This window comes from Pseudomonas entomophila L48 (assembly GCF_000026105.1).
GTDB lineage: Bacteria > Pseudomonadota > Gammaproteobacteria > Pseudomonadales > Pseudomonadaceae > Aquipseudomonas > Aquipseudomonas entomophila.
Window position 1 is genome coordinate 617,847 of the sequence record NC_008027.1, and the last position, 17,915, is coordinate 635,761.

Below are 17,915 nucleotides of genomic sequence, written 5' to 3' on the forward strand. Positions count from 1 at the left end.
ATGCGCCAATGGCATCACCTGCTGGGCCTGGCCCTGCTGATCAGCGCCGTGCCGGGTTGCAGCACCGGCGCCAACAGCGTGGCCGCCCAGCCCGCGGCACGGCCTGCTGCCGCGCCGGTCGCGCGCCAGGAGGGCAATGTCGCCTTGCTCGCCGGCAAGTTGCGCAATGCCGGCCGGGCGCCGGTTTCCATCGTCCAGCTGGGCGACTCGCATACCGCCGCCGACTTGTTCAGCGGTGAGCTGCGTCGCCTGTTGCAGGCGCGTTATGGCGATGGCGGCATCGGCTTGGTGCCGGCTTCGCCGGTGCCGGGGATCCGCAACGACCGGGTGATCATCAAGAGCGAGAAGCGCCAGTGGGCGTTGGTGTCGGCGCGCAACCAGCAGAGCAGCCAGTTCCCGCTTGGTGGGTACCTGTCGCTGCCCCAGGCCAAGCGCGCCAGCGTGGTGATTCAGGCGCGTGACCAGGACAGCCACCGTTACAAGATTTCGGCGCTGTACCAGTCCAGTGGCACGGCGTCGCTGCTGGCCAACGGCGGCCAGCGCCGGGTGCTGCCGGCGAGCAATGGGCAGTGGCGGTTCAGCCCGGCGTTCAGCAATGTCGGGCTGCCGGTGCAGTTGGCGGTGGAGGGCGGCAACGTCGCGCTGGGGGGCTGGTATATCCAGGGGCAGAAGAATGCTGGCGTGACCTATTCGACGCTGGGCATCAACGGCGCGCGCCTTGAGGTGGTGGACAAGTGGCAGACCGGGTGGCGCGACAGCCTCAAGGCGGTGGCGCCGGACCTGGTGATCCTCGCCTATGGCACCAACGAGGCGTTCGACGACACGCTTGACCTGGGGCTTTACCAGGCGCAGTTGGATGCGACGCTGAGCAACCTGCGCAAGGACCTGCCACGGGCGGTGATCCTGCTGGTCGGGCCGCCGGATTCGATCAAGCAGCGCAAGGCGGGCAGTTGCGCGGCGCGCCAGCCGCGGCCGTTGGCGTCGGTGATTCGCATCCAGAAGCAGATGGCGCAGCGGCACAAGGCGCTGTTCTGGGATTGGCAGGGGTTCATGGGTGGGCCGTGCTCGATTGCCGGGTGGCAGACGGGCGGGTTGGCACGGCCGGATCTGGTGCATCTGACGGCGGATGGTTACCGCAAGAGTGCGGCGGGGTTGTATGAGTTTTTGAAGGGGCCGTTGGGCCTGCGTTGACGATCAAATAGATCGGCGTTGGGTTTGAGTCTGTTGGGGCTGCTTTGCAGCCCTTTCGCGACACAAGGCCGCTCCCACAGGAGATCGCAATTCGCTGTGGGAGCAACTGTCTTCTTTGTGGGAGCTGGCCCCTACAGGTTTGCAGTGAAGCTCAGGCTTGGCGCGGTCCATGTGGGAGCGGCCTTGTGTCGCGAAAGGGGTGCGAAGCGCCCCCAGCATTGGTAGCCGTCAGACATTTCCGAATCTGAAACAAAATCCTTCAGCCGGCTAGCGCTTGGGATCTATCCTACGCGCCTGCCGGAAGGCTCTGAATTGGCTGGGAAATGCCCCGGGGGTAACGTCGCTGGGTCGTCAAATTTGGCGACCGGGTGTGAGAAGCCCGTTGTGTTTCGAACAGGCTGGCCAGTCATGGCAGCTGTGCGCGTGCAGGCTTCGGCCTGGCCGTGGTGTTCGGGACACGGTCTTCTCACCTCGCGCACGGCTGCCACCCACATCTGTGAGAAGGATTCGGGCGGTGTTTTCTTGGTTTTGACACAGAGAACACAGATGAAAAAGCATGTACCTGACCCACCTTACCCAATCCCCTTTGTCACCATCATTAGCGACCTCCCTCCCGAGGAAGCCGTGGCCCACGCCAACAAGCTGATGCACACCCTCAGCGACACCATCCACGCCTACACCCACTGCCCACGCGATGAACGCCTGGACGTGCTGATGGACAGCGCCGAAATCCTCGCTCAACTGGTCATCGCGTTGGTCCGCCACGCCCGGGCCAAGGGGGCGCCGGTATGAGCGACGACTTCAAGCCCGGCTCGACCCAGGGCACGACCACCTGCCTCGAGATCTTCCGTATCCAGCCGGGCATTCCTTTCGATCACGCCTTCAGCGACCTGTCGGTGCTGCTCGGGTGCGTGGCGCATTTCACCACCGAGGCCGAGATGGAGGGTGACCTCATGGCCGCCAGCGCCGCGCGGATTCTCAGCGGGCTGGCCAAGGGGCTGATCGATGACATGGAGTTGGGGTTGAATCGGTAGTGGTGACCGGGGGCTGCTTTGCAGCCCTTTCGCGACACAAGGCCGCTCCCACAGGAGAGCGCAATTTCCCGTGGGAGCGGCCTTGTGTCGCGAAAGGGGCGCGCAGCGGCCCCGGCAATGGTTCAGGCGATCTCAGCTTCCAACTCAACCATCGCCTCGCGATACCGCGCCAGCTCTTCAATGGTCAGCACCGGCAGGTTGTACTGCCGCGCATACACCGCCACCTCTTCGCCCCGGGCCATGCTGCCATCGGGGTTCATCAGCTCGCACAGCACCGCCGCCGGGCGCAGGCCGGCCAAACGCGCCAGGTCCACCGAGCCTTCGGTGTGGCCACGGCGGGTCAGCACGCCACCGTCACGGGCGCGCAGCGGGAACACATGGCCCGGGCTGACGATATGGCGCTCCTGCGCGGTGGAGCGCAGTGCGGCTTCGATGGTGGTGATGCGGTCCTGCGCCGACACGCCGGTGCTGACCCCTTCGGCCGCCTCGATGGTGACGGTGAAACCGGTGCCATGGCGGGCCTGGTTGTTCTGCACCATCGGCGCCAGCTGCAGGGCATCGACGGTGGCTTCGTCCAGGCACAGGCAGACGATGCCGCTGCAGTCGCGGATCATCATGGCCATGGTCTGCAACGACAGGTTCTCGGCGGCGGCGACGATATCGGCTTCGTCCTCGCGGTCGTCGTCGTCGAGCAGCAGCACGGGGCGCCCGGCCTGGAAGGCGGCGATGGCGGCGGTGACGTTGGGGAATTGCTGGTTGAGCAAGGTGGACATGAAACGCTCCTCGTGAATGATCGATGAACGTCTCGGGGCGAACAAAATGCGCGCGCAAGGGCGCCTCGGCGGCCCCTGCCAAACGCCTTCTTTCATCCGGACTATGACCGTCGGCCCTGGAATCTCACCAGATCTGCTGACCCCCGGCATGGCCGGGGCGCTCGCGGGCTCATCTTTCGATTTACCGCCGGTGGGGACTTTCACCCCGCCCTGAAGACCCTTGGAGCATACAGTAAAGCGGCCCCCCACAGGCAACTGTTGAAAGCACTCGATCTTGACGGCGCGAGTCCTGGGAGGTGCTTCTGATAACAGGTCAACTCGGTAAAGCATGTGGGATTTCTCCCGCATTTTCCGGTCTGTAGTGATCGGACTTACTTGGGAAATGTCTCCTGCGCGATCAGCCCTTTGGGGGCGCGAGAGTCAACCGGGCGGGACGTGTGGGCTAAAAAGGTTTATCGTTCAGCGTGCAAATTTGCAGGGCTGGGAAGAAAAGACATGAGCGAACGTGACCCGTTGAAATCGACAGATGCAGGGACGGTCCAACTCAATCGCATGGCCATCGATAATTTCAAGTCGCTGGTTGGATTCACCATGAGCTTGACCAAGTTTACCTGCCTGATTGGTTTAAATGGTGCGGGCAAGTCGACCATTCTTCAGGCCATGGATTTCTTGTCTCAGCAGATGCGTGGGGACCTGGCCGGTTGGCTGAAGAGTCGAGAGTGGAAGGCCATTGATCTCAAGTCCAAGCTCAGCAAGAGCAGCAACATTACATTCGAACTGGAATGTGATCTGCAGGGTGAATCGTTGGTGTGGAGAGGCAGTTTCAATCGAACGCTGCTGCGTTGTACTCAGGAAAGCATAGAGATTGACGGCGTCCTAGTGATGAAGGTTGACGATGGTCGATTTCTAGTCGAGCGCGATGAGGAGGGTGACCCGCTGACCGGTGATATCGCCTTCGAATATCAAGGATCAGTGCTTTCCCGGCTCAGAGAAGAAAGTGTCAGTGGACGGTTGCTCGTGTTCAAACACTTTATTGCAACGATCACTTCGCTCGATGCGCTATCGCCTCAACATCTGCGTCGTAAGTCTCGTGAGACGGACGGTGGTTTGGGCTTTGCGGGAGAGAAATTTTCTTCATTTCTCCATGCACTGCCTGATGCCCATAAGCTCAAATTGCGTGAGCTCTTGAGCGGCCCCTATCCCCAGGTGCAAGGGATCGACCTCTCGGCGCTGCGGGCGGGTTGGAAGTCTTTGAGTATTCTTGAACGCTATGCCGATCATCGTTTCAGTACAGAAGCCAGGCATATGAATGACGGCATGTTGAGGCTGATGGCAATCATCGCGGAGACGCTGTCCGATCATCAGTTCATGCTATTTGACGAAGTTGAAAATGGTATCCATCCCGAGGTGATTGAATTTTTATTGGATCATCTGGTGAGTACGCCTCAGCAGGTCATGGTGACTACGCACAGTCCGATGGTGTTGAACTACCTCGAAGATGATATCGCTCGCGGAGGGGTCCAGCTGATCTACAAGACCCATGAGGGGAAAACCCGCGCAGTTTCGTTTTTCAACATTCCCGCAATGGCTGAAAAATTGACGGTGATGGGGCCGGGAGAGGTGTTCGTCGATACAAACCTTGTTGCACTAAACCAAGATCTGGTACGCACTAACGGAGGGGCCTGATGCTATTGCTTGTCAGTGGGGAGGGGGTATCTGATATCGGTGGCCATGAGCACGGCCAGCAGGGCCTGATCTTCACTGCAGGTCCCATGACTCATGTGATCGATCGTCTAGTTGAACATCGATTTGATTACTCATTACTGCAGGCCGATTCGGTGGAGTTCGTTCATAAATCCGAACTTGTTGCGGCAAAGGCCAAGAACACGGGGCGCATGCTTCGTGCTCCAGGTAAGCGCCGAGAACAAGAGACTCGGTACTACTACGAAAACGCTCAGCGCTTGGCATTGAAGGCAGTCGAGCTGGGCGCGCGCTATGGAGGCCCAGTCATTCCGGTGCTGTTCCGGGATGCAGATACTTTGAGTTCGTCGTCTCGCAATGAGTGGCAGGCCAAGTGGCAATCCATGCTGGATGGATTCGAGTCGGGTGGATCTGTTCTTGGTATTCCCATGTTGCCTAAGCCTAAATCCGAGGCTTGGCTCCTCTGTGCTTGTCGACAACCGCCCTATCAGCATTGTGCCGGTCTGGAAGATGAGTCTGGCAACGACGACGCCCCCGAGCCATTGAAGAGGATGCTATCCGATGCCTGTGATGGGCAGAGTAGTGCTGCAGCGCTCGTTGGATTCATTGTGGAGGGTGCGATTGATCCTTTGCGTATTCAGATGCCCAGCTTCGATGCTTTTCGTGAGCGTTTGAGTCAGGTGCTTGATCAGATTTAGTGAGAAGCATCTGATCGCGCCACTCATCCTCTAATCTGCTGCCAGTCCAGCCCGAAGCGCGCCAGATACTTGCGCAGGCGGTCGGCGTCGTTGGGGTTGGCCTTTTCCTGGCGCGACACCGCGAACAGCTGGCGCCCGGCCTCGGACAGGCTCGGGGCGCGGCGGCACACCTCAAGCACCGCCTGCAGCTGCACCTGGTCGAACAGGTCCAGCTCGCGGCCGGCCAGTAGCGGCTCGGCCGCCAGTTCCAGGCCCCAGGCATAGCGCAGCCGACCAATTTCTTCCTCGACCAGCACTTCGTCGATGCGCCCGCTGTCGGCCAAGGTCGCCATGCGCGTGATCGATGCCGACAGCTCGCGGAAGTTGCCGGCCCAGCGCGCTTCGCTGGCATGGGCGAAGGCCAGGTAGCGGCGCTTGGCTTCGAGGTTGAAGCGCACCTGGCGCCCTTGTTCGCGGGCGTGGCGCTGCAACTCGAAATCGAGGTTCGGCTCGATGTCCTCGCGGCGCTCGGCCAGGCCCGGCAGGGCGAAGGTCCACAGGTTGATGCGGGCGAACAGGTCCTCGCGGAACGAGCCGTCGGCGACCTTGGCGCGCAGGTCGCGGTGGGTGCCGGCGATCAGCTGGAAGTCGCTTTCAACCTCGCGGTCGGCGCCCAGCGGGAAAAAGCGCTTTTCTTCGATGGCCTTGAGCAGCATGGCCTGTTCGTCGGCCCCTAGTTCACCGATTTCATCGAGGAACAGCATGCCGCCGTCGGCGGCGCGCAGCAGGCCGTCGCGGGCGTTCTGCGCGCCGGTGAATGCGCCTTTGGCATGGCCGAACAGGGTCGACATGGCGCCGTCGCCGCGCAGGGTGGCGCAGTTCACTTCGATGAAGCGCCCGCCCAGCTGATGGCGACCGCGCTTGAGCTCATGGACGCGGCGGGCCAGGAACGACTTGCCGGCGCCGGTCGGGCCGACCAGCAGCATGGGGGCCTTCGAGCGCAGGGCGACCCGCTCGATCTGTTCGATGGTGCGGTTGAAATCCGGGTTGCGCGTGGCGATGCCGGACTTGAGCAGCGACTGCCCCTCGACCTGCTCGCGGCGAAAGCGCGAGGCGATCGGGTCGTAGCGCGACAGGTCGAGGTCGATCAGGGTGGCGATGCCGGCCGGGTCGCTGTTTTCGTCCTGCTTGCGCGAGGGCGAGGTCTGCACCAGGCGTGCCGGCAGGTAGCGCGCCTCGGTGAGCAGGAACCAGCAGATCTGCGCAACGTGGGTACCGGTGGTGATGTGCACGAGGTAGTCCTCGTGCTCGGTATCGAAGCTGTAGCCGCTGGCGAAGTCGTGCAGGGCGCCGTAGACCTCTTCGAAGTCCCACGGGTTGCGCAGCGCCAGCGGGTGCAGGCGCACCTCGGTGCCGGGCGAGACCTGCTGGATGTCGCCGCGGATGCGGTCGGCCAGGCTCTGGTCGCGGGCGCTGGGGCCGTGGATCAGCTCCAGGCGGTCGATGGGCAGGTCGGGTTGCTGGCACAGGCCGATGGTCGGCCGCCACTTGTTCCAGCGCGCCGCACCCTTGCCGTTGCGGTCGAGGGTGGTGCCGAGAAAGCCGATGGCGACGAGGGGCTTGGTCATCCGTGATTATCCAAAAAGATAAATGTGTATCGCAGGATATACGAAAAATCTAATCGGCATGACCGTTGCAGTGCACTCGACAATTCGTCAGATAAAAATAAATCCTTATAAATCAATTAGTTAAAAAATATTTTAAGACTCGAATGAAAACCTGGCACGCCGCTCGCTATATCCCTCTCGACCGCATCGCCAGGCAGGCCCTCGGGTCAGGGGATTTCAGTCCCCGCCGGTGCACGTACCCACCCTCAGGTGTCGGTGTCGTGCATGCCGCCGCCGCAACGACCGGTCTTTGCGGCGCAAGCCTTTGAACAGGCTTGCGAGGCGCTCGTCGGGCCCTGTCCCGACACTACCCTTCCACGGTAGCTACAAACGCAACACCCGCAGGTGGGGCACAGGCAACGCAACCAGGGCCAGGACGGTCCGCATTTGCGAAGGACGCCTGGGCCACCGCTGGCCCACCCGGCCCGCCGGCCGGGCCTGGCGCAACGATGGAGGCCGCCGGAGCAAACGCTCCCGGCCCCGGACTCCGCCAGGCTTCGCCCACGGCGCTCGGTGAGTCGGCGACCACCCGCACACAAGGACATTGATAAAAGGATGAGCAAGATGAAACTGTTGAAACGCTTTGTGGTGAAGAAGAATGAACGCGGCCTGTTGATGAGCGAAGGCGACTTCGTCTCGATCCTCGAGCCTGGCCAATACCAGCGTTTCGACTGGCAAGACCGGCTGACGGTAACCACCTTCAGCCTCCAATCCCCGCTGTTCGACCACCCGCTGGCGCAGTACCTGCGTGGGCATGAGCCAGCGTTGGTCGAGCAGTATTTCGAAACCATGGACCTGGCGCAGCACGAGGTCGGCCTGCGTTACGAGGACGGCCGCCTGGTCGAGCTGCTGGCCCCCGATAGCCGCCGCCTGTACTGGAAAGGCCAGGTCGAGCATGGCTTGCAGCGCATCGACCTGAATCAGGGCCGGCGCCTGGACGATGAGCTGGTGGTTCGCCTGAACCGCCCCGGCGTGGCTGGCACGGACCTGGTCCTGCTGGCGCTGGTGCCGGCCTTCCATGTCGGTGTGCTGAAGATCGACGGCGTGGTGGCCGGGTTGCTCGAGCCGGGCCGGCATGGTTACTGGCGCTGCGGCAGCCAGGTAGCGGTGGAAATGGTCGACACCCGCCTGCAGGCGCTGGAGGTGAACGGCCAGGAGATCCTCACCCGCGACAAGGTCAGCCTGCGCCTGAGCCTGGTGGCCAACTGGCGCTACACCGATGTGCTCGGTGCCCACGGGCAGATGAGCAAGCCGGTGGAGCACCTGTACCGCGAGCTGCAGTTTGGCTTGCGAGCGGCGGTGGGCACCCGCACCCTCGACGAGCTGCTGGAAGACAAGCAGTCCATCGACGGTAGCGTCACCGAGCACTTGCTGGCGCACCTGCAAGGCAGTGGCTTGGAAGTGAGCAGCCTGGGGGTGCGCGACATCATCCTGCCGGGCGAGATGAAGACCCTGCTGGCGCAGGTGGTGGAGGCGGAGAAGGCCGCCCAGGCCAACGTGATCCGGCGCCGTGAGGAAACCCAGGCGACCCGCTCGCTGCTCAACACCGCCAAGGTGATGGAAGGCAACCCGACGGCCCTGCGCCTGAAGGAGCTGGAAACCCTGGAGCGGGTGGCCGAGCGCATCGACCGGATTTCGGTGTTCGGTGGCCTGGATCAGGTATTGAATGGAATGGTCAGCCTCAAGGCGGGTTGACCCTTTGCGACATGACGTAGCGCAACAAGGAACAAGGCAATGAACATACTCGAAGTGGCGGGCGGCAAGCCGATCAAACTGTGGACCGACGGTGTGCCGGTCGAGGACGACGCCCGCAAGCAACTGATGAACACGGCGAAGATGCCGTTCATCTTCAAGCACCTGGCGGTGATGCCGGACGTGCACCTGGGCAAGGGCTCGACCATCGGCAGCGTGATCCCCACCGTGGGCGCGATCATTCCGGCGGCGGTGGGCGTGGACATCGGTTGCGGCATGATCGCCGCGCGCACCTCGCTGCACGCCCGCGACCTGCCGGACAACCTGCACGGCCTGCGCACCGCCATCGAGAAGGCCGTGCCCCACGGCAAGACCTTCGGCCAGCGCGACCAGGGCGCCTGGGACGACGTACCGAACCAGGCCGACCAGGTGTGGAGCGGACTCGCTGGGCGCTTCAAGGCGATCACCGACAAGTACCCGCGGCTGGAGAAGACCAACAACCGCCAGCACCTGGGAACGTTGGGGGGCGGCAACCATTTCATCGAAGTCTGCCTGGACGAGGCCGACCGCGTCTGGTTCATGTTGCACAGCGGGTCGCGCGGTGTGGGTAATGCCATCGGCAACCTGTTCATCGAACTGGCCCAGGCCGACATGCGCCAGCACATGGCCAACCTGCCGAACCGGGACCTGGCGTACTTCGAGGAAGGCAGCCGCCACTTCGCCGACTATGTCGAGGCGGTGGAATGGGCGCAGGATTTCGCCCGGCATAACCGCGAGCTGATGATGCTGGCGGTGGTCGCCGCGACCCGCAGGGTCTTGGGAAGGCCGTTCGAAGCCAGCCTCGAGGCGGTGAACTGCCACCACAACTACGTGCAGAAGGAGCAGCACTTCGGTCGTGAGGTGCTGGTGACCCGCAAGGGCGCGGTGTCGGCGCAGAAGGGCCAGCTGGGCATCATCCCGGGCTCGATGGGCGCCAAGAGCTTCATCGTTCGCGGCCTGGGCAACGAGGAATCGTTCTGCTCGTGCAGCCACGGCGCGGGCCGGGTGATGAGCCGCACCAAGGCCAAGAGCCGCTTCACCGTCGAGGACCAGCAGCGCGCCACCGCCCATGTGGAGTGCCGCAAGGACAAGGACGTGATCGACGAGATCCCGATGGCCTACAAGGACATCGATGCCGTCATGCATGCCCAGCGCGAGCTGGTCGAAGTTGTGCACACCCTGCGTCAGGTGGTGTGCGTGAAAGGTTGAACCCCTGCACAAGGATCGGGGCCATGTATCAGGAAGAATTGCATCCACTGTCCACCGCCATGCGTGAGCGGGTGCTGGACGAACTGCAACGTATCGAGCGCGAGCACCAGGTGACGGTGCTCTACGCTTGCGAGTCCGGCAGCCGGGCCTGGGGCTTCGCCTCGCCGGACAGCGACTATGATGTGCGTTTCATCTACGTACCGCGTGCCGATTGGTACCTGCGCGTGGACGAGCCGCGCGACGTGATCGAGCGACCCTTGAGCGACGAGCTGGACGTCAGCGGCTGGGAGTTGCGCAAGGCCCTGCGCTTGATGCGCGGTGCCAACCCCAGCCTGCTCGAGTGGCTGGGCTCGCCGCTGGTGTACCGCGCCGACGTCGAGGCTGCGCGAGGATTGCAGGCGCTGGGTGACGAATGCTACTCGCCGCGCGCCGTGCGCCACCATTACCTGTCGATGGCGCGCAAGAACTTGCGTGGCTATCTGCTGGGCGACACGGTGCGCTACAAGAAGTACCTCTATGTGATCCGGCCGTTGCTGGCGGTTCGCTGGATCGACCGGGGGTTGGGCATGCCGCCGACGGCGTTCCCGGCATTGATGGCGCGTACCGTCGACGAGCCGGGGTTGCAGGCGGCGATCGATGCGTTGCTGGCGGTGAAGCGGCGTTCGGGGGAGGCTGAGCAGGGGCCGCGTGATGACGTGCTGCATGCGTTCATCGAGGCAGAGCTCGAACGGGCCGAAGGGGCGCAGGAGGTGCCGGTGGCGCGGGGGGACACTGGCAGGTTGGATGCGTTCCTGCGGGAGACCGTTTGGCGGTTTTCGCAACCCGTACCCCTTTGATTTGGCGCGAGCCCTGTAGGAGCGGCTTCAGCCGCGATCACCCGCAAGGCGGGTGCCAGACGCCGCGTTGCCTGGATCGCGGCTGAAGCCGCTCCTACAAACCCTGGGTCAGCACATATCGCAACGATGCCGGCAGCATCGGGCCGTGCCCCAGGCCTTCGAAGCGCTGGAAGGTCACCTGCAAGCCTTCCACCTTTTTCAGGTCGCTGACCAACCCACGCATCGGCCGTTCGGCGTCGCCCTCCACAGGTTCCCGTGGATTCGCCGGCTCGTCCGTGCCGCGCATCAACAGCAGGCGCGGGTGGCTTTCGCCCAGGCGCTGCTGCAACCCCGATGCCTCGCGCAGGATGGCGCCATCGTTCCACCACAGCGATGGGCTGGCCGCCGCGTAGGCGCTGAACATACCGGGACGGGTGAACAGTGCGTGCAGCACCGCCAAGCCACCATAGGAGTGCCCCCACAGCGTCTGCCGGTGCGGATCGATGGCGGCGATGCCGGCGACCATCGGGCGCATGCGTTGCTCCAGCAGGTCGAGGAACGCATCGACGCCACCACTGGGTTGGCCGGTCAGGGGATCGCGCTGTTCGGCCAGGCCAGGCACGACAGGCGTGTAGTCATAGGTGCGAGCGTTGCGCTCGATGCGCTGGTCGGTCTGGTAGCCGATGGCGACCAGCACCGGAGCCTGCCCGGCGGCGAGTTGCTCCAGCTGCTGCGGCTGGAGGGCGCCGATGGCGGCATTGCCGTCGAGCATCCACAGGACTGGGTGACCGGTTGCAGGCGCGGGGCGCTTGGGTTCGCCGATCCACAGGCGGTAGTGGCGCTGGCCGTCCGGCGAGTCCAGGTCGAGGTGGCTGAAGCGGTAGGCGAGGTCCTGGCGTTGCAGCAGGGTGCTGTCCATCAGTTGCTCGGGCTGCACCTGGGCGAAGGCCATGGTGCTCATCGCCAGGGCCAGGAAAAGGGGAAGAAGCTTCATGTCGGTGTTCCTGATCTTTGCCAAACCCATGCAGGCTGCCTGGTTCAGCGGCTGATGACCACCTGTGTCTTGTTGTCGTTCACCTGTAGCCCGTAGGTTTGGGTGAGCATGGCCAGGGCCAGGGGCAAGTCATCGACGGGGAAGGTACCGGAGACGCGCAATGTCCCCACCCCCGTATCACAAGCCAATGGCCTTGTCGTGTAACGCATCATCTCCTGCGCCCACTGCGCCAGCGGCATGTCGTCCGCCAGCAACAGCCCGTTGCGCCACGCGATCAAGGCTTCGCTGGTCGCCTCGATGGGCTCCTGGCGGTCGTGGCTGAAACGTAGCTGCTGCCCGGCGCGGACGATGGTCTCGTGGGGCGCGACGTGAACGGCGCCCTCAAAGACCGCGAGCAGGGTTTCACCGGGCAACTGGCGCACGCTGAAGCGGGTGCCCAGTGCGTGCAGGGTGCCTTGTTCGGTCTGCACCTTGAAGGGCCGCGCGGGTATCTGCGGGTCGCTGGCGGTGACGATGTACAGCTCGCCGCGTTGCAACTGCAACAGGCGCAGGTCCCTCGTGAAACGCACATCCATGGCCGTGTCGCTGTTGAGCGAGACGCTGCCGCCATCTGCCAGGCGCACTTCCCGGCGCTCGCCCACGGCGGTCTGGTAGTGGCTGTCGGGTGTGCTGCGCCGCCAGGCCCACCAGCCCAGGGGGGCGGCACCGAGCAACACCAGCAGCCCGCGCAACACGGTGCGCCGGTCGTGGCCTGATGGCCGTTGGAGGCTTTGCCTGGCCAACGTCGGCGGCAAGGTGCCGAGGCGATCGAGCAGGCGCTGGGCGCGACTCCACGCCCGTTCGTGTTCCGGATCGGATTGCCGCCACTGCGTCAGCCGGGCCTGCTGTTCGCTGGTCAGCGGCCCTTCCTGCATCAGCAGCAGCCACGAGGCGGCCTGGGCGAGCACGGGCCGGGCAATCGGGGAGGTGTCAGTCATCAGGCATCTGGCTCAGACAGGTCAGGTAGCCTTCGTGGATGTACTTCTTGACCGTCGGCAGGGCGATGTTCAGGGCCTGGGCGATGTCCTTCTGTTTCATGCCATCGAGGGTCGCCATCAGGAATGCCTGGCGCACACGTGGGCGCAGGGTATCGAGCACGGCGTCGATCTCGTGCAGGGTCTCGAGGATCACGCTTTGCTGCTCCGGGGAGGGGTGCTCAGGCTCCGGGACCTGCGCCAATGCTTCGAGCCAGGCCTGTTCGAGGGAATGACGACGGCGCCAGCTGACCAGCACGCAGTTGGCGATGCGGGCCAGGTAGGCGCGGGGTTGGCGCAGGGTGTCCGGCTGCGTGGCGTCGCGGTTGCTGAGCACGCGCAGGAAGATGTCCTGGGCCAGGTCGTCGGCTACGCCATGCCCCCACGAGCGCAGTCGATACGCCAGCCAGCCGCGTAACCAGGCGTGGTTCTCGAGGTACAGCGTCGTGACCGCACAGGGGGTGGTACGCAGGGGAGGGGTTTCGAAGGTGGTCATGGTGGGCTGAATCGGGGTTGTGATTGCGCAAATGAAAACCATTATCACTGGTTTCTTTTTAATCACAAGCCTTCGATGAAAATACGAATCGAGTGCATATACCTTTTTCGATCTCGTGCGACAGAAAGGGTAGAAGCCCGCATCGAGTGCCGGGCGCAAACCCTACGAGCGAGAAAAGCATGCCCGCAGCACGTCGGCTTCCCCCTGTTTCGCGCCCTTTGCAGCGCCCATCCCCGATCAGTTTCGCCGTGCGCTGCGCGATGCTTGGCTGCCTGATGACAGGCGGCGTGTCCCTGGCCCAGGCCGCTGGCGCGGTGACCAGCGTGGCCACACGGCTTGACGACGCCACGCCGCGCGACTACGACATCGGGCAAGGCCCATTGGGGACTTCGCTGGGTGTGTTCGCCAACCAGTCCGGCCTGCTGCTGTCCTATGACCCCGACCTGACCCGGGGCCGCGCGGCACCGGCGCTCAAGGGGCGCTACACGGTGCTGGAAGGTGCGCGGCGCCTGCTGGCGAACACCGGTTTGCAACTGCTGCCGAGCGCATCGGGCACCTACATCCTGGCGCCCCAGGCGCGGACGTCGTCCACCGCCACCGAGTTGAGCGCGACCGTGGTCGACTCCACCGAACTGCTCGATCCGCAGCGGGACACCTACCGCGCGCCTCGTTCAACGGTGCATCTGTCGCGGGAGGACCTCGACCGCTTCGGCACGGTGTCGGTGGGCGACATGCTCAAGGGCGTGGCGGGCGTGCAGGTGGGCGACAGCCGCAATGGTGGCGCGCTGGACGTCAATATCCGGGGTATCCAGGGGCAGAGCCGGGTGGCCGTACGGGTCGATGGCTCGGAGCAGGCGCTGGATGTCTATCGAGGCTACGGCGGCACCCAGCAGCGCAGCTACATCGACCCGGACCTGCTCAGCAGCGTCACCGTGAACAAAGGTCCCAGCACCCGCTCGGGCGCAATCGGCGGCTCGGTGGAAATGAAGACCCTGGGTGTCGACGACATCCTGGTGGACGGCAAGGACGTGGGGTTACGCCTGACCGGCAATCTCTGGAACAACGGTGTCGACCCCGACCATCGCAACAGCCACTCCCGGGACGAGGACCTGAGCGCGGTGCCACGCGACAAGCGCAACGGCCTGTTCGGCTCCAAGGCCGAGTCCGGCAGCGCGGCCTTCGCCTACAGCAACGAGCGCGTAGACCTGGTGGCGGCCTACGCGCACCGCAACCAGGGCAACTATTTTTCGGGCAAGCATGGCCAGGACCGCTACCGCCTCTACGACCGTGATGGCGACGAGCAGTCCAGCGTGGCCAGCACCTACAACGCCGGCGAGGAAGTGCTCAACTCGTCGTCGCAGACCGACTCCTACCTGCTCAAGACCACCTGGCGTTTGGCGGACGACCACACCCTGGAGTTGGGCTACCGCCGCTTCGAAGGGCGCATGGGCGAGATCATGCCGTCGGACATCTTCCGCTTTGGCACGGCCGGCATCTATCAATACCCCCAGTCCGAAATCGATATCGACACCTACACCGCGCGCTACCACTATTTGCCCGAAGGCAACCCATGGGTGGACCTGACCAGCAACCTGTGGATGACCGATTCGAAGACCAGCACCCTGAGCGCGGCCTGGATGGCGCCCAAGTCGCAGCTGTTTCGCACCGACCGCAGCTGGTCGCGCCAGGACGACCGGCGCATCGGTGGCGACTTGAACAACGTGTCGCGCTTCACCACAGGCTACGGCGACTTCAAGCTCGACCTGGGCGGCGCCTTCCAGCTCGAAGACTTGCAACCGCAGAAAAGCGTGGTCGCCACCCAGCACGACATCAACGCCAACCGCATGCTGCGTGATGCATCACGCCAGGAGTTCAGCTTCAACGGCAAGCTGGAGTACCAGCCCATCGAGCAGGTGACGCTGTGGGGCGGGGGCCGCTACGCCCACTACCGGACCAAGGACAACACCGTGCTGGCCGAAGCCCGCCGCGAGGAGCGCGAGGTGCGCTGGATCACCGCGAGCAGCCCGGAACACTGGGGCAGCATGATGTGGTTCCCCGACCAGAACGGCCAGTACACCGACGCCACCGACCCCCGCCTGAACAACGGCATTGTCTTCGAGAACAGCAACGAGCCTTTCAATGGTGTGCCGTTCAACGAGTCCGGCGCGGTTGACGTGACGGTGTATCCGGAAGACATCAGCAGCGTGGTCACTGGCTACAACTACACCCCACAGGGCAAGAGCAGTGGCGGTGGTTTCTCGCCGGCCTTCGGCATCAATGTCGAGTTCCTGCCCGACACGTTCGTCTATGCCTCGTACACCCAGGGCCTACGCCTGCCTTCGTTGTTCGAGACCAGCCAGGGCACCCAGCAGGTCACCCCGGGCAAGCACCTCGAGCCCGAGCGTTCGCGCAGCTGGGAGGTGGGCGTCAGTGCCCTGCGCAGCAGCCTGCTGGCGGCGGGCGACGAGGCGTCGGCGAAGCTGGCGTTCTTCGACAACGACATCAAGAACTACATCACCCGCTACTACGACCCGAGCCCGGGCAAGTGGGGGCAGATGACCTTCAGCAACACCGACCGCTTCCGTACCCGTGGCCTGGAGCTGCAGTCGCACTATGACGCCGGGCGTGTGTTCGCCGACCTGTCGGCCACCTATTACCTGAAGACCGAAACCTGCGACGCGGCCTTCGCCGCCAAGCTGCGCGCCAGTGCCAACCGCTACCAGCCCACCCAGAACACCCCGGACTGCACGCCGGGCAGCTACATGGGGTCGTACACCAACACCCAGAACCCGCCGAAGTTCTCGGCCAACCTCACCACCGGCCTGCGCTTCTTCGATGAGGCGCTGACCGTGGGCGGGCGCATGACCTACACCTCCGGCCCCACCGCGCAGATGGACAAGCCGTGGCAGACCGGCGCCACCACGCCGCAGATCGACTACCGTTCGGTGGCGTTGTTCGACCTGTTCCTCAAGTACAAGGTGTTGGAGCACACCGAACTGAACCTGTCGGTGCAGAACCTGACGGACCGCTACTACCTGGACCCGCTGGCGCAGAGCTTCATGCCCGCACCGGGGCGGACAGTGCGAATGGGGGTGCAAACGCGGTTCTAGGCCAACCCAGTCCCCTCTTTTAGCCGAAAAGCCTCCAGCAGGCCCGATGCTGCGCAAGCACCCGGGCCTGCGACCCCTCCTTTGATATCCCACGTGCCTTGAAGGTCGCGCTGACACCAATCTGCGCATCTGTCCCATATCGCATGTCGAAAACACCCATATTCCGTGAGGACTTTCCCTACTAATTTTCCGTACGCATCCGCATAGAGTTTTCCGCAGCAACGCTCGGATCGCCTGGATGAACCGCTGGCAGTCAACGGAGCTTCAGGCGCATCCCGATGTTTCAACCGTGTCGCAGTCCAGAGGTGCCGGGCATTCCCTGTACCTGCTTGCGGGCTGGCCACGGTTGTTTCTCAGTTCATGGCTCGGAGCTCGATCGATGAATCTTGTACACGTTGAAGCACTCTGCGCGCTTGAGGATCCCTACCAAGTCGGCGAGCACGCAGATCAGTTGTTTGATGCCGCGATGCGTGAAGTCACGGCTTACCACCAGCAACATTCGCCAGGCTATGCCGAATGGTTGTGCCAGCAGCAGTTCGACCCTTCTACTCTGTGTTCCCAGGCATGGGGCCAACTGCCACCGATTTTCGCCAACTATCTGAAGAAGCACCTGCTGCTCAGCGAAAGCGGCCTGGATGCGCTGGAACTGACTTCGTCAGGCACCACCGGCCAGAAAAGCCGGATGCGTTATGACACGCGTAGTCTCGGTGCCGCGCAAGGCATGGTCGACCGGATCTATCGGCGGTACGGCTGGGATACGCCGCAGGTGCCGTGCAACTACCTGATGCTGGGCTACGAGCCCGTCGGCCACAGCGCACTCGGCACGGCTTTTACCGACAACTTCCTCTGCAAGTACGCGCCGGTCAAACAGGCGTTCTACGCCCTGCGTCACAACGGCAGGCAGACAGAGTTCGACCCCTTCGGCGTCATCGAGGCATTGCAACGGTTCGCGCGGGATGAGGCGCCACTGCGCATCCTGGGCTTCCCGGCGTTCATGTGGTTCGTTCTCGAGCGGATGCGGGAAATGAAGGTCCCGCCCCTGGCATTCGCTGCCGATTCGCTGGCCATGTTCGGTGGTGGCTGGAAAACCCATGCCGACCAGCAGATCCCCAAGGCCCAGTTGTATGCGCGGATGAACGAACAGTTGGGCATACCGACCTCGCGCTGCCGTGACGGTTACGGCTCCGTCGAGCACTGCGTGCCCTATGTCGAGTGCGAAAACCACCGCCACCACGTGCCCACCTACTCCCGAGCCTTCACCCGCCACACCGGGACGTTCGCCTTGCAGGGTTACGGGCAGCCGGGGCTGATCCAGTTCGTGTCGCCGTACATCACCTCCAGCCCCGCCCACAGCATCGTGATGAGTGACCTGGCGGTGCTGCATCGCGGTGACGAGTGTGGCTGCGGCATTGCCACCGACTGGTTCGAGATTCTTGGGCGGGCAGGTACCGGCAAGAGCCGCAGCTGCGCATTGGCCGCCTCTGAACTGATAAGGGAGAACTGA

The 17,915-nt window shown here is 63.7% G+C and carries 15 protein-coding genes and 1 riboswitch; of the genes, 10 read left to right on the plus strand and 5 right to left on the minus strand.

Annotation, left to right across the window (positions count from 1 at the left end):
* From PSEEN_RS02835 to PSEEN_RS02845, 3 genes are all read left to right on the plus strand, one after another.
* The gene (locus PSEEN_RS02835; protein WP_011531981.1) at window positions 1-1,191 is read left to right on the plus strand and encodes an SGNH/GDSL hydrolase family protein; all 1,191 of its coding nucleotides are present in this window, start codon (window positions 1-3) and stop codon (window positions 1,189-1,191) included.
* Window positions 1,192-1,815: 624 nt separating this feature from the next.
* Window positions 1,816-1,983, plus strand: coding sequence for a hypothetical protein (locus PSEEN_RS02840; protein ID WP_158020227.1), 168 nt, complete (start codon window positions 1,816-1,818; stop codon window positions 1,981-1,983).
* Complete coding sequence (locus PSEEN_RS02845; protein WP_011531983.1) at window positions 1,980-2,225, plus strand: DUF3077 domain-containing protein; 246 nt, start codon at window positions 1,980-1,982, stop codon at window positions 2,223-2,225. Before PSEEN_RS02840 ends, PSEEN_RS02845 begins: the two co-directional genes overlap by 4 nt.
* Before the next feature lie 122 nt (window positions 2,226-2,347).
* Here PSEEN_RS02845 and ribB read toward each other — a convergent pair whose 3' ends face one another.
* Window positions 2,348-2,998, minus strand: coding sequence for a 3,4-dihydroxy-2-butanone-4-phosphate synthase (ribB, locus tag PSEEN_RS02850; protein ID WP_011531984.1), 651 nt, complete (start codon window positions 2,996-2,998; stop codon window positions 2,348-2,350).
* An 80-nt stretch (window positions 2,999-3,078) separates the two neighbouring features.
* Window positions 3,079-3,220: riboswitch (FMN riboswitch) on the minus strand.
* 273 nt (window positions 3,221-3,493) lie between these two features.
* Here ribB and PSEEN_RS02855 point away from each other — a divergent pair.
* Entirely contained in the window at window positions 3,494-4,684 is a 1,191-nt protein-coding gene (locus PSEEN_RS02855; protein WP_044487616.1) for an AAA family ATPase, read from the plus strand.
* Complete coding sequence (locus PSEEN_RS02860) at window positions 4,684-5,397, plus strand: hypothetical protein (RefSeq protein WP_011531986.1); 714 nt, start codon at window positions 4,684-4,686, stop codon at window positions 5,395-5,397. The genes PSEEN_RS02855 and PSEEN_RS02860 overlap by 1 nt, the downstream gene beginning before the upstream one ends.
* A gap of 23 nt (window positions 5,398-5,420) precedes the next feature.
* Here the strand turns inward: PSEEN_RS02860 and rtcR are convergent, their stop codons facing one another.
* The gene (gene rtcR / locus PSEEN_RS02865; RefSeq protein WP_011531987.1) at window positions 5,421-7,004 is read right to left on the minus strand and encodes an RNA repair transcriptional activator RtcR; all 1,584 of its coding nucleotides are present in this window, start codon (window positions 7,002-7,004) and stop codon (window positions 5,421-5,423) included.
* Window positions 7,005-7,607: 603 nt separating this feature from the next.
* Between rtcR and PSEEN_RS02870 the strand changes: the two genes are divergently transcribed.
* The 3 genes from PSEEN_RS02870 to PSEEN_RS02880 are packed head-to-tail and all read left to right on the plus strand — an operon-like array spanning window position 7,608 to window position 10,819.
* Complete coding sequence (locus PSEEN_RS02870) at window positions 7,608-8,738, plus strand: slipin family protein (protein WP_011531988.1); 1,131 nt, start codon at window positions 7,608-7,610, stop codon at window positions 8,736-8,738.
* 39 nt (window positions 8,739-8,777) lie between these two features.
* A complete protein-coding gene (locus tag PSEEN_RS02875; protein WP_011531989.1) occupies window positions 8,778-9,983 on the plus strand; it encodes an RtcB family protein in 1,206 nt (401 codons plus the stop codon).
* 23 nt (window positions 9,984-10,006) lie between these two features.
* Window positions 10,007-10,819: a nucleotidyltransferase domain-containing protein gene (locus PSEEN_RS02880; protein ID WP_011531990.1), complete on the plus strand. Its 813-nt coding sequence runs from the start codon at window positions 10,007-10,009 to the stop codon at window positions 10,817-10,819.
* Window positions 10,820-10,913: 94 nt separating this feature from the next.
* Here the strand turns inward: PSEEN_RS02880 and PSEEN_RS02885 are convergent, their stop codons facing one another.
* From PSEEN_RS02885 to PSEEN_RS02895, 3 genes are read right to left on the minus strand one after another with little or no spacing between them, the layout of a single operon-like run.
* Window positions 10,914-11,792 (minus strand): alpha/beta hydrolase, encoded by an 879-nt coding sequence (locus tag PSEEN_RS02885; RefSeq protein WP_011531991.1) that lies wholly within the window; start codon window positions 11,790-11,792, stop codon window positions 10,914-10,916.
* Window positions 11,793-11,836: 44 nt separating this feature from the next.
* Complete coding sequence (locus PSEEN_RS02890) at window positions 11,837-12,769, minus strand: FecR domain-containing protein (RefSeq protein ID WP_044487617.1); 933 nt, start codon at window positions 12,767-12,769, stop codon at window positions 11,837-11,839.
* A complete protein-coding gene (locus PSEEN_RS02895) occupies window positions 12,762-13,301 on the minus strand; it encodes a sigma-70 family RNA polymerase sigma factor (protein WP_011531993.1) in 540 nt (179 codons plus the stop codon). The genes PSEEN_RS02890 and PSEEN_RS02895 overlap by 8 nt, the downstream gene beginning before the upstream one ends.
* A 179-nt stretch (window positions 13,302-13,480) precedes the next feature.
* On the opposite strand from PSEEN_RS02895, the gene PSEEN_RS02900 reads away from it, so the two are divergent.
* A complete protein-coding gene (locus PSEEN_RS02900) occupies window positions 13,481-16,411 on the plus strand; it encodes a TonB-dependent receptor (protein WP_086009435.1) in 2,931 nt (976 codons plus the stop codon).
* Between the two features lie 379 nt (window positions 16,412-16,790).
* Window positions 16,791-17,915: a LuxE/PaaK family acyltransferase gene (locus PSEEN_RS02905; protein WP_011531995.1), complete on the plus strand. Its 1,125-nt coding sequence runs from the start codon at window positions 16,791-16,793 to the stop codon at window positions 17,913-17,915.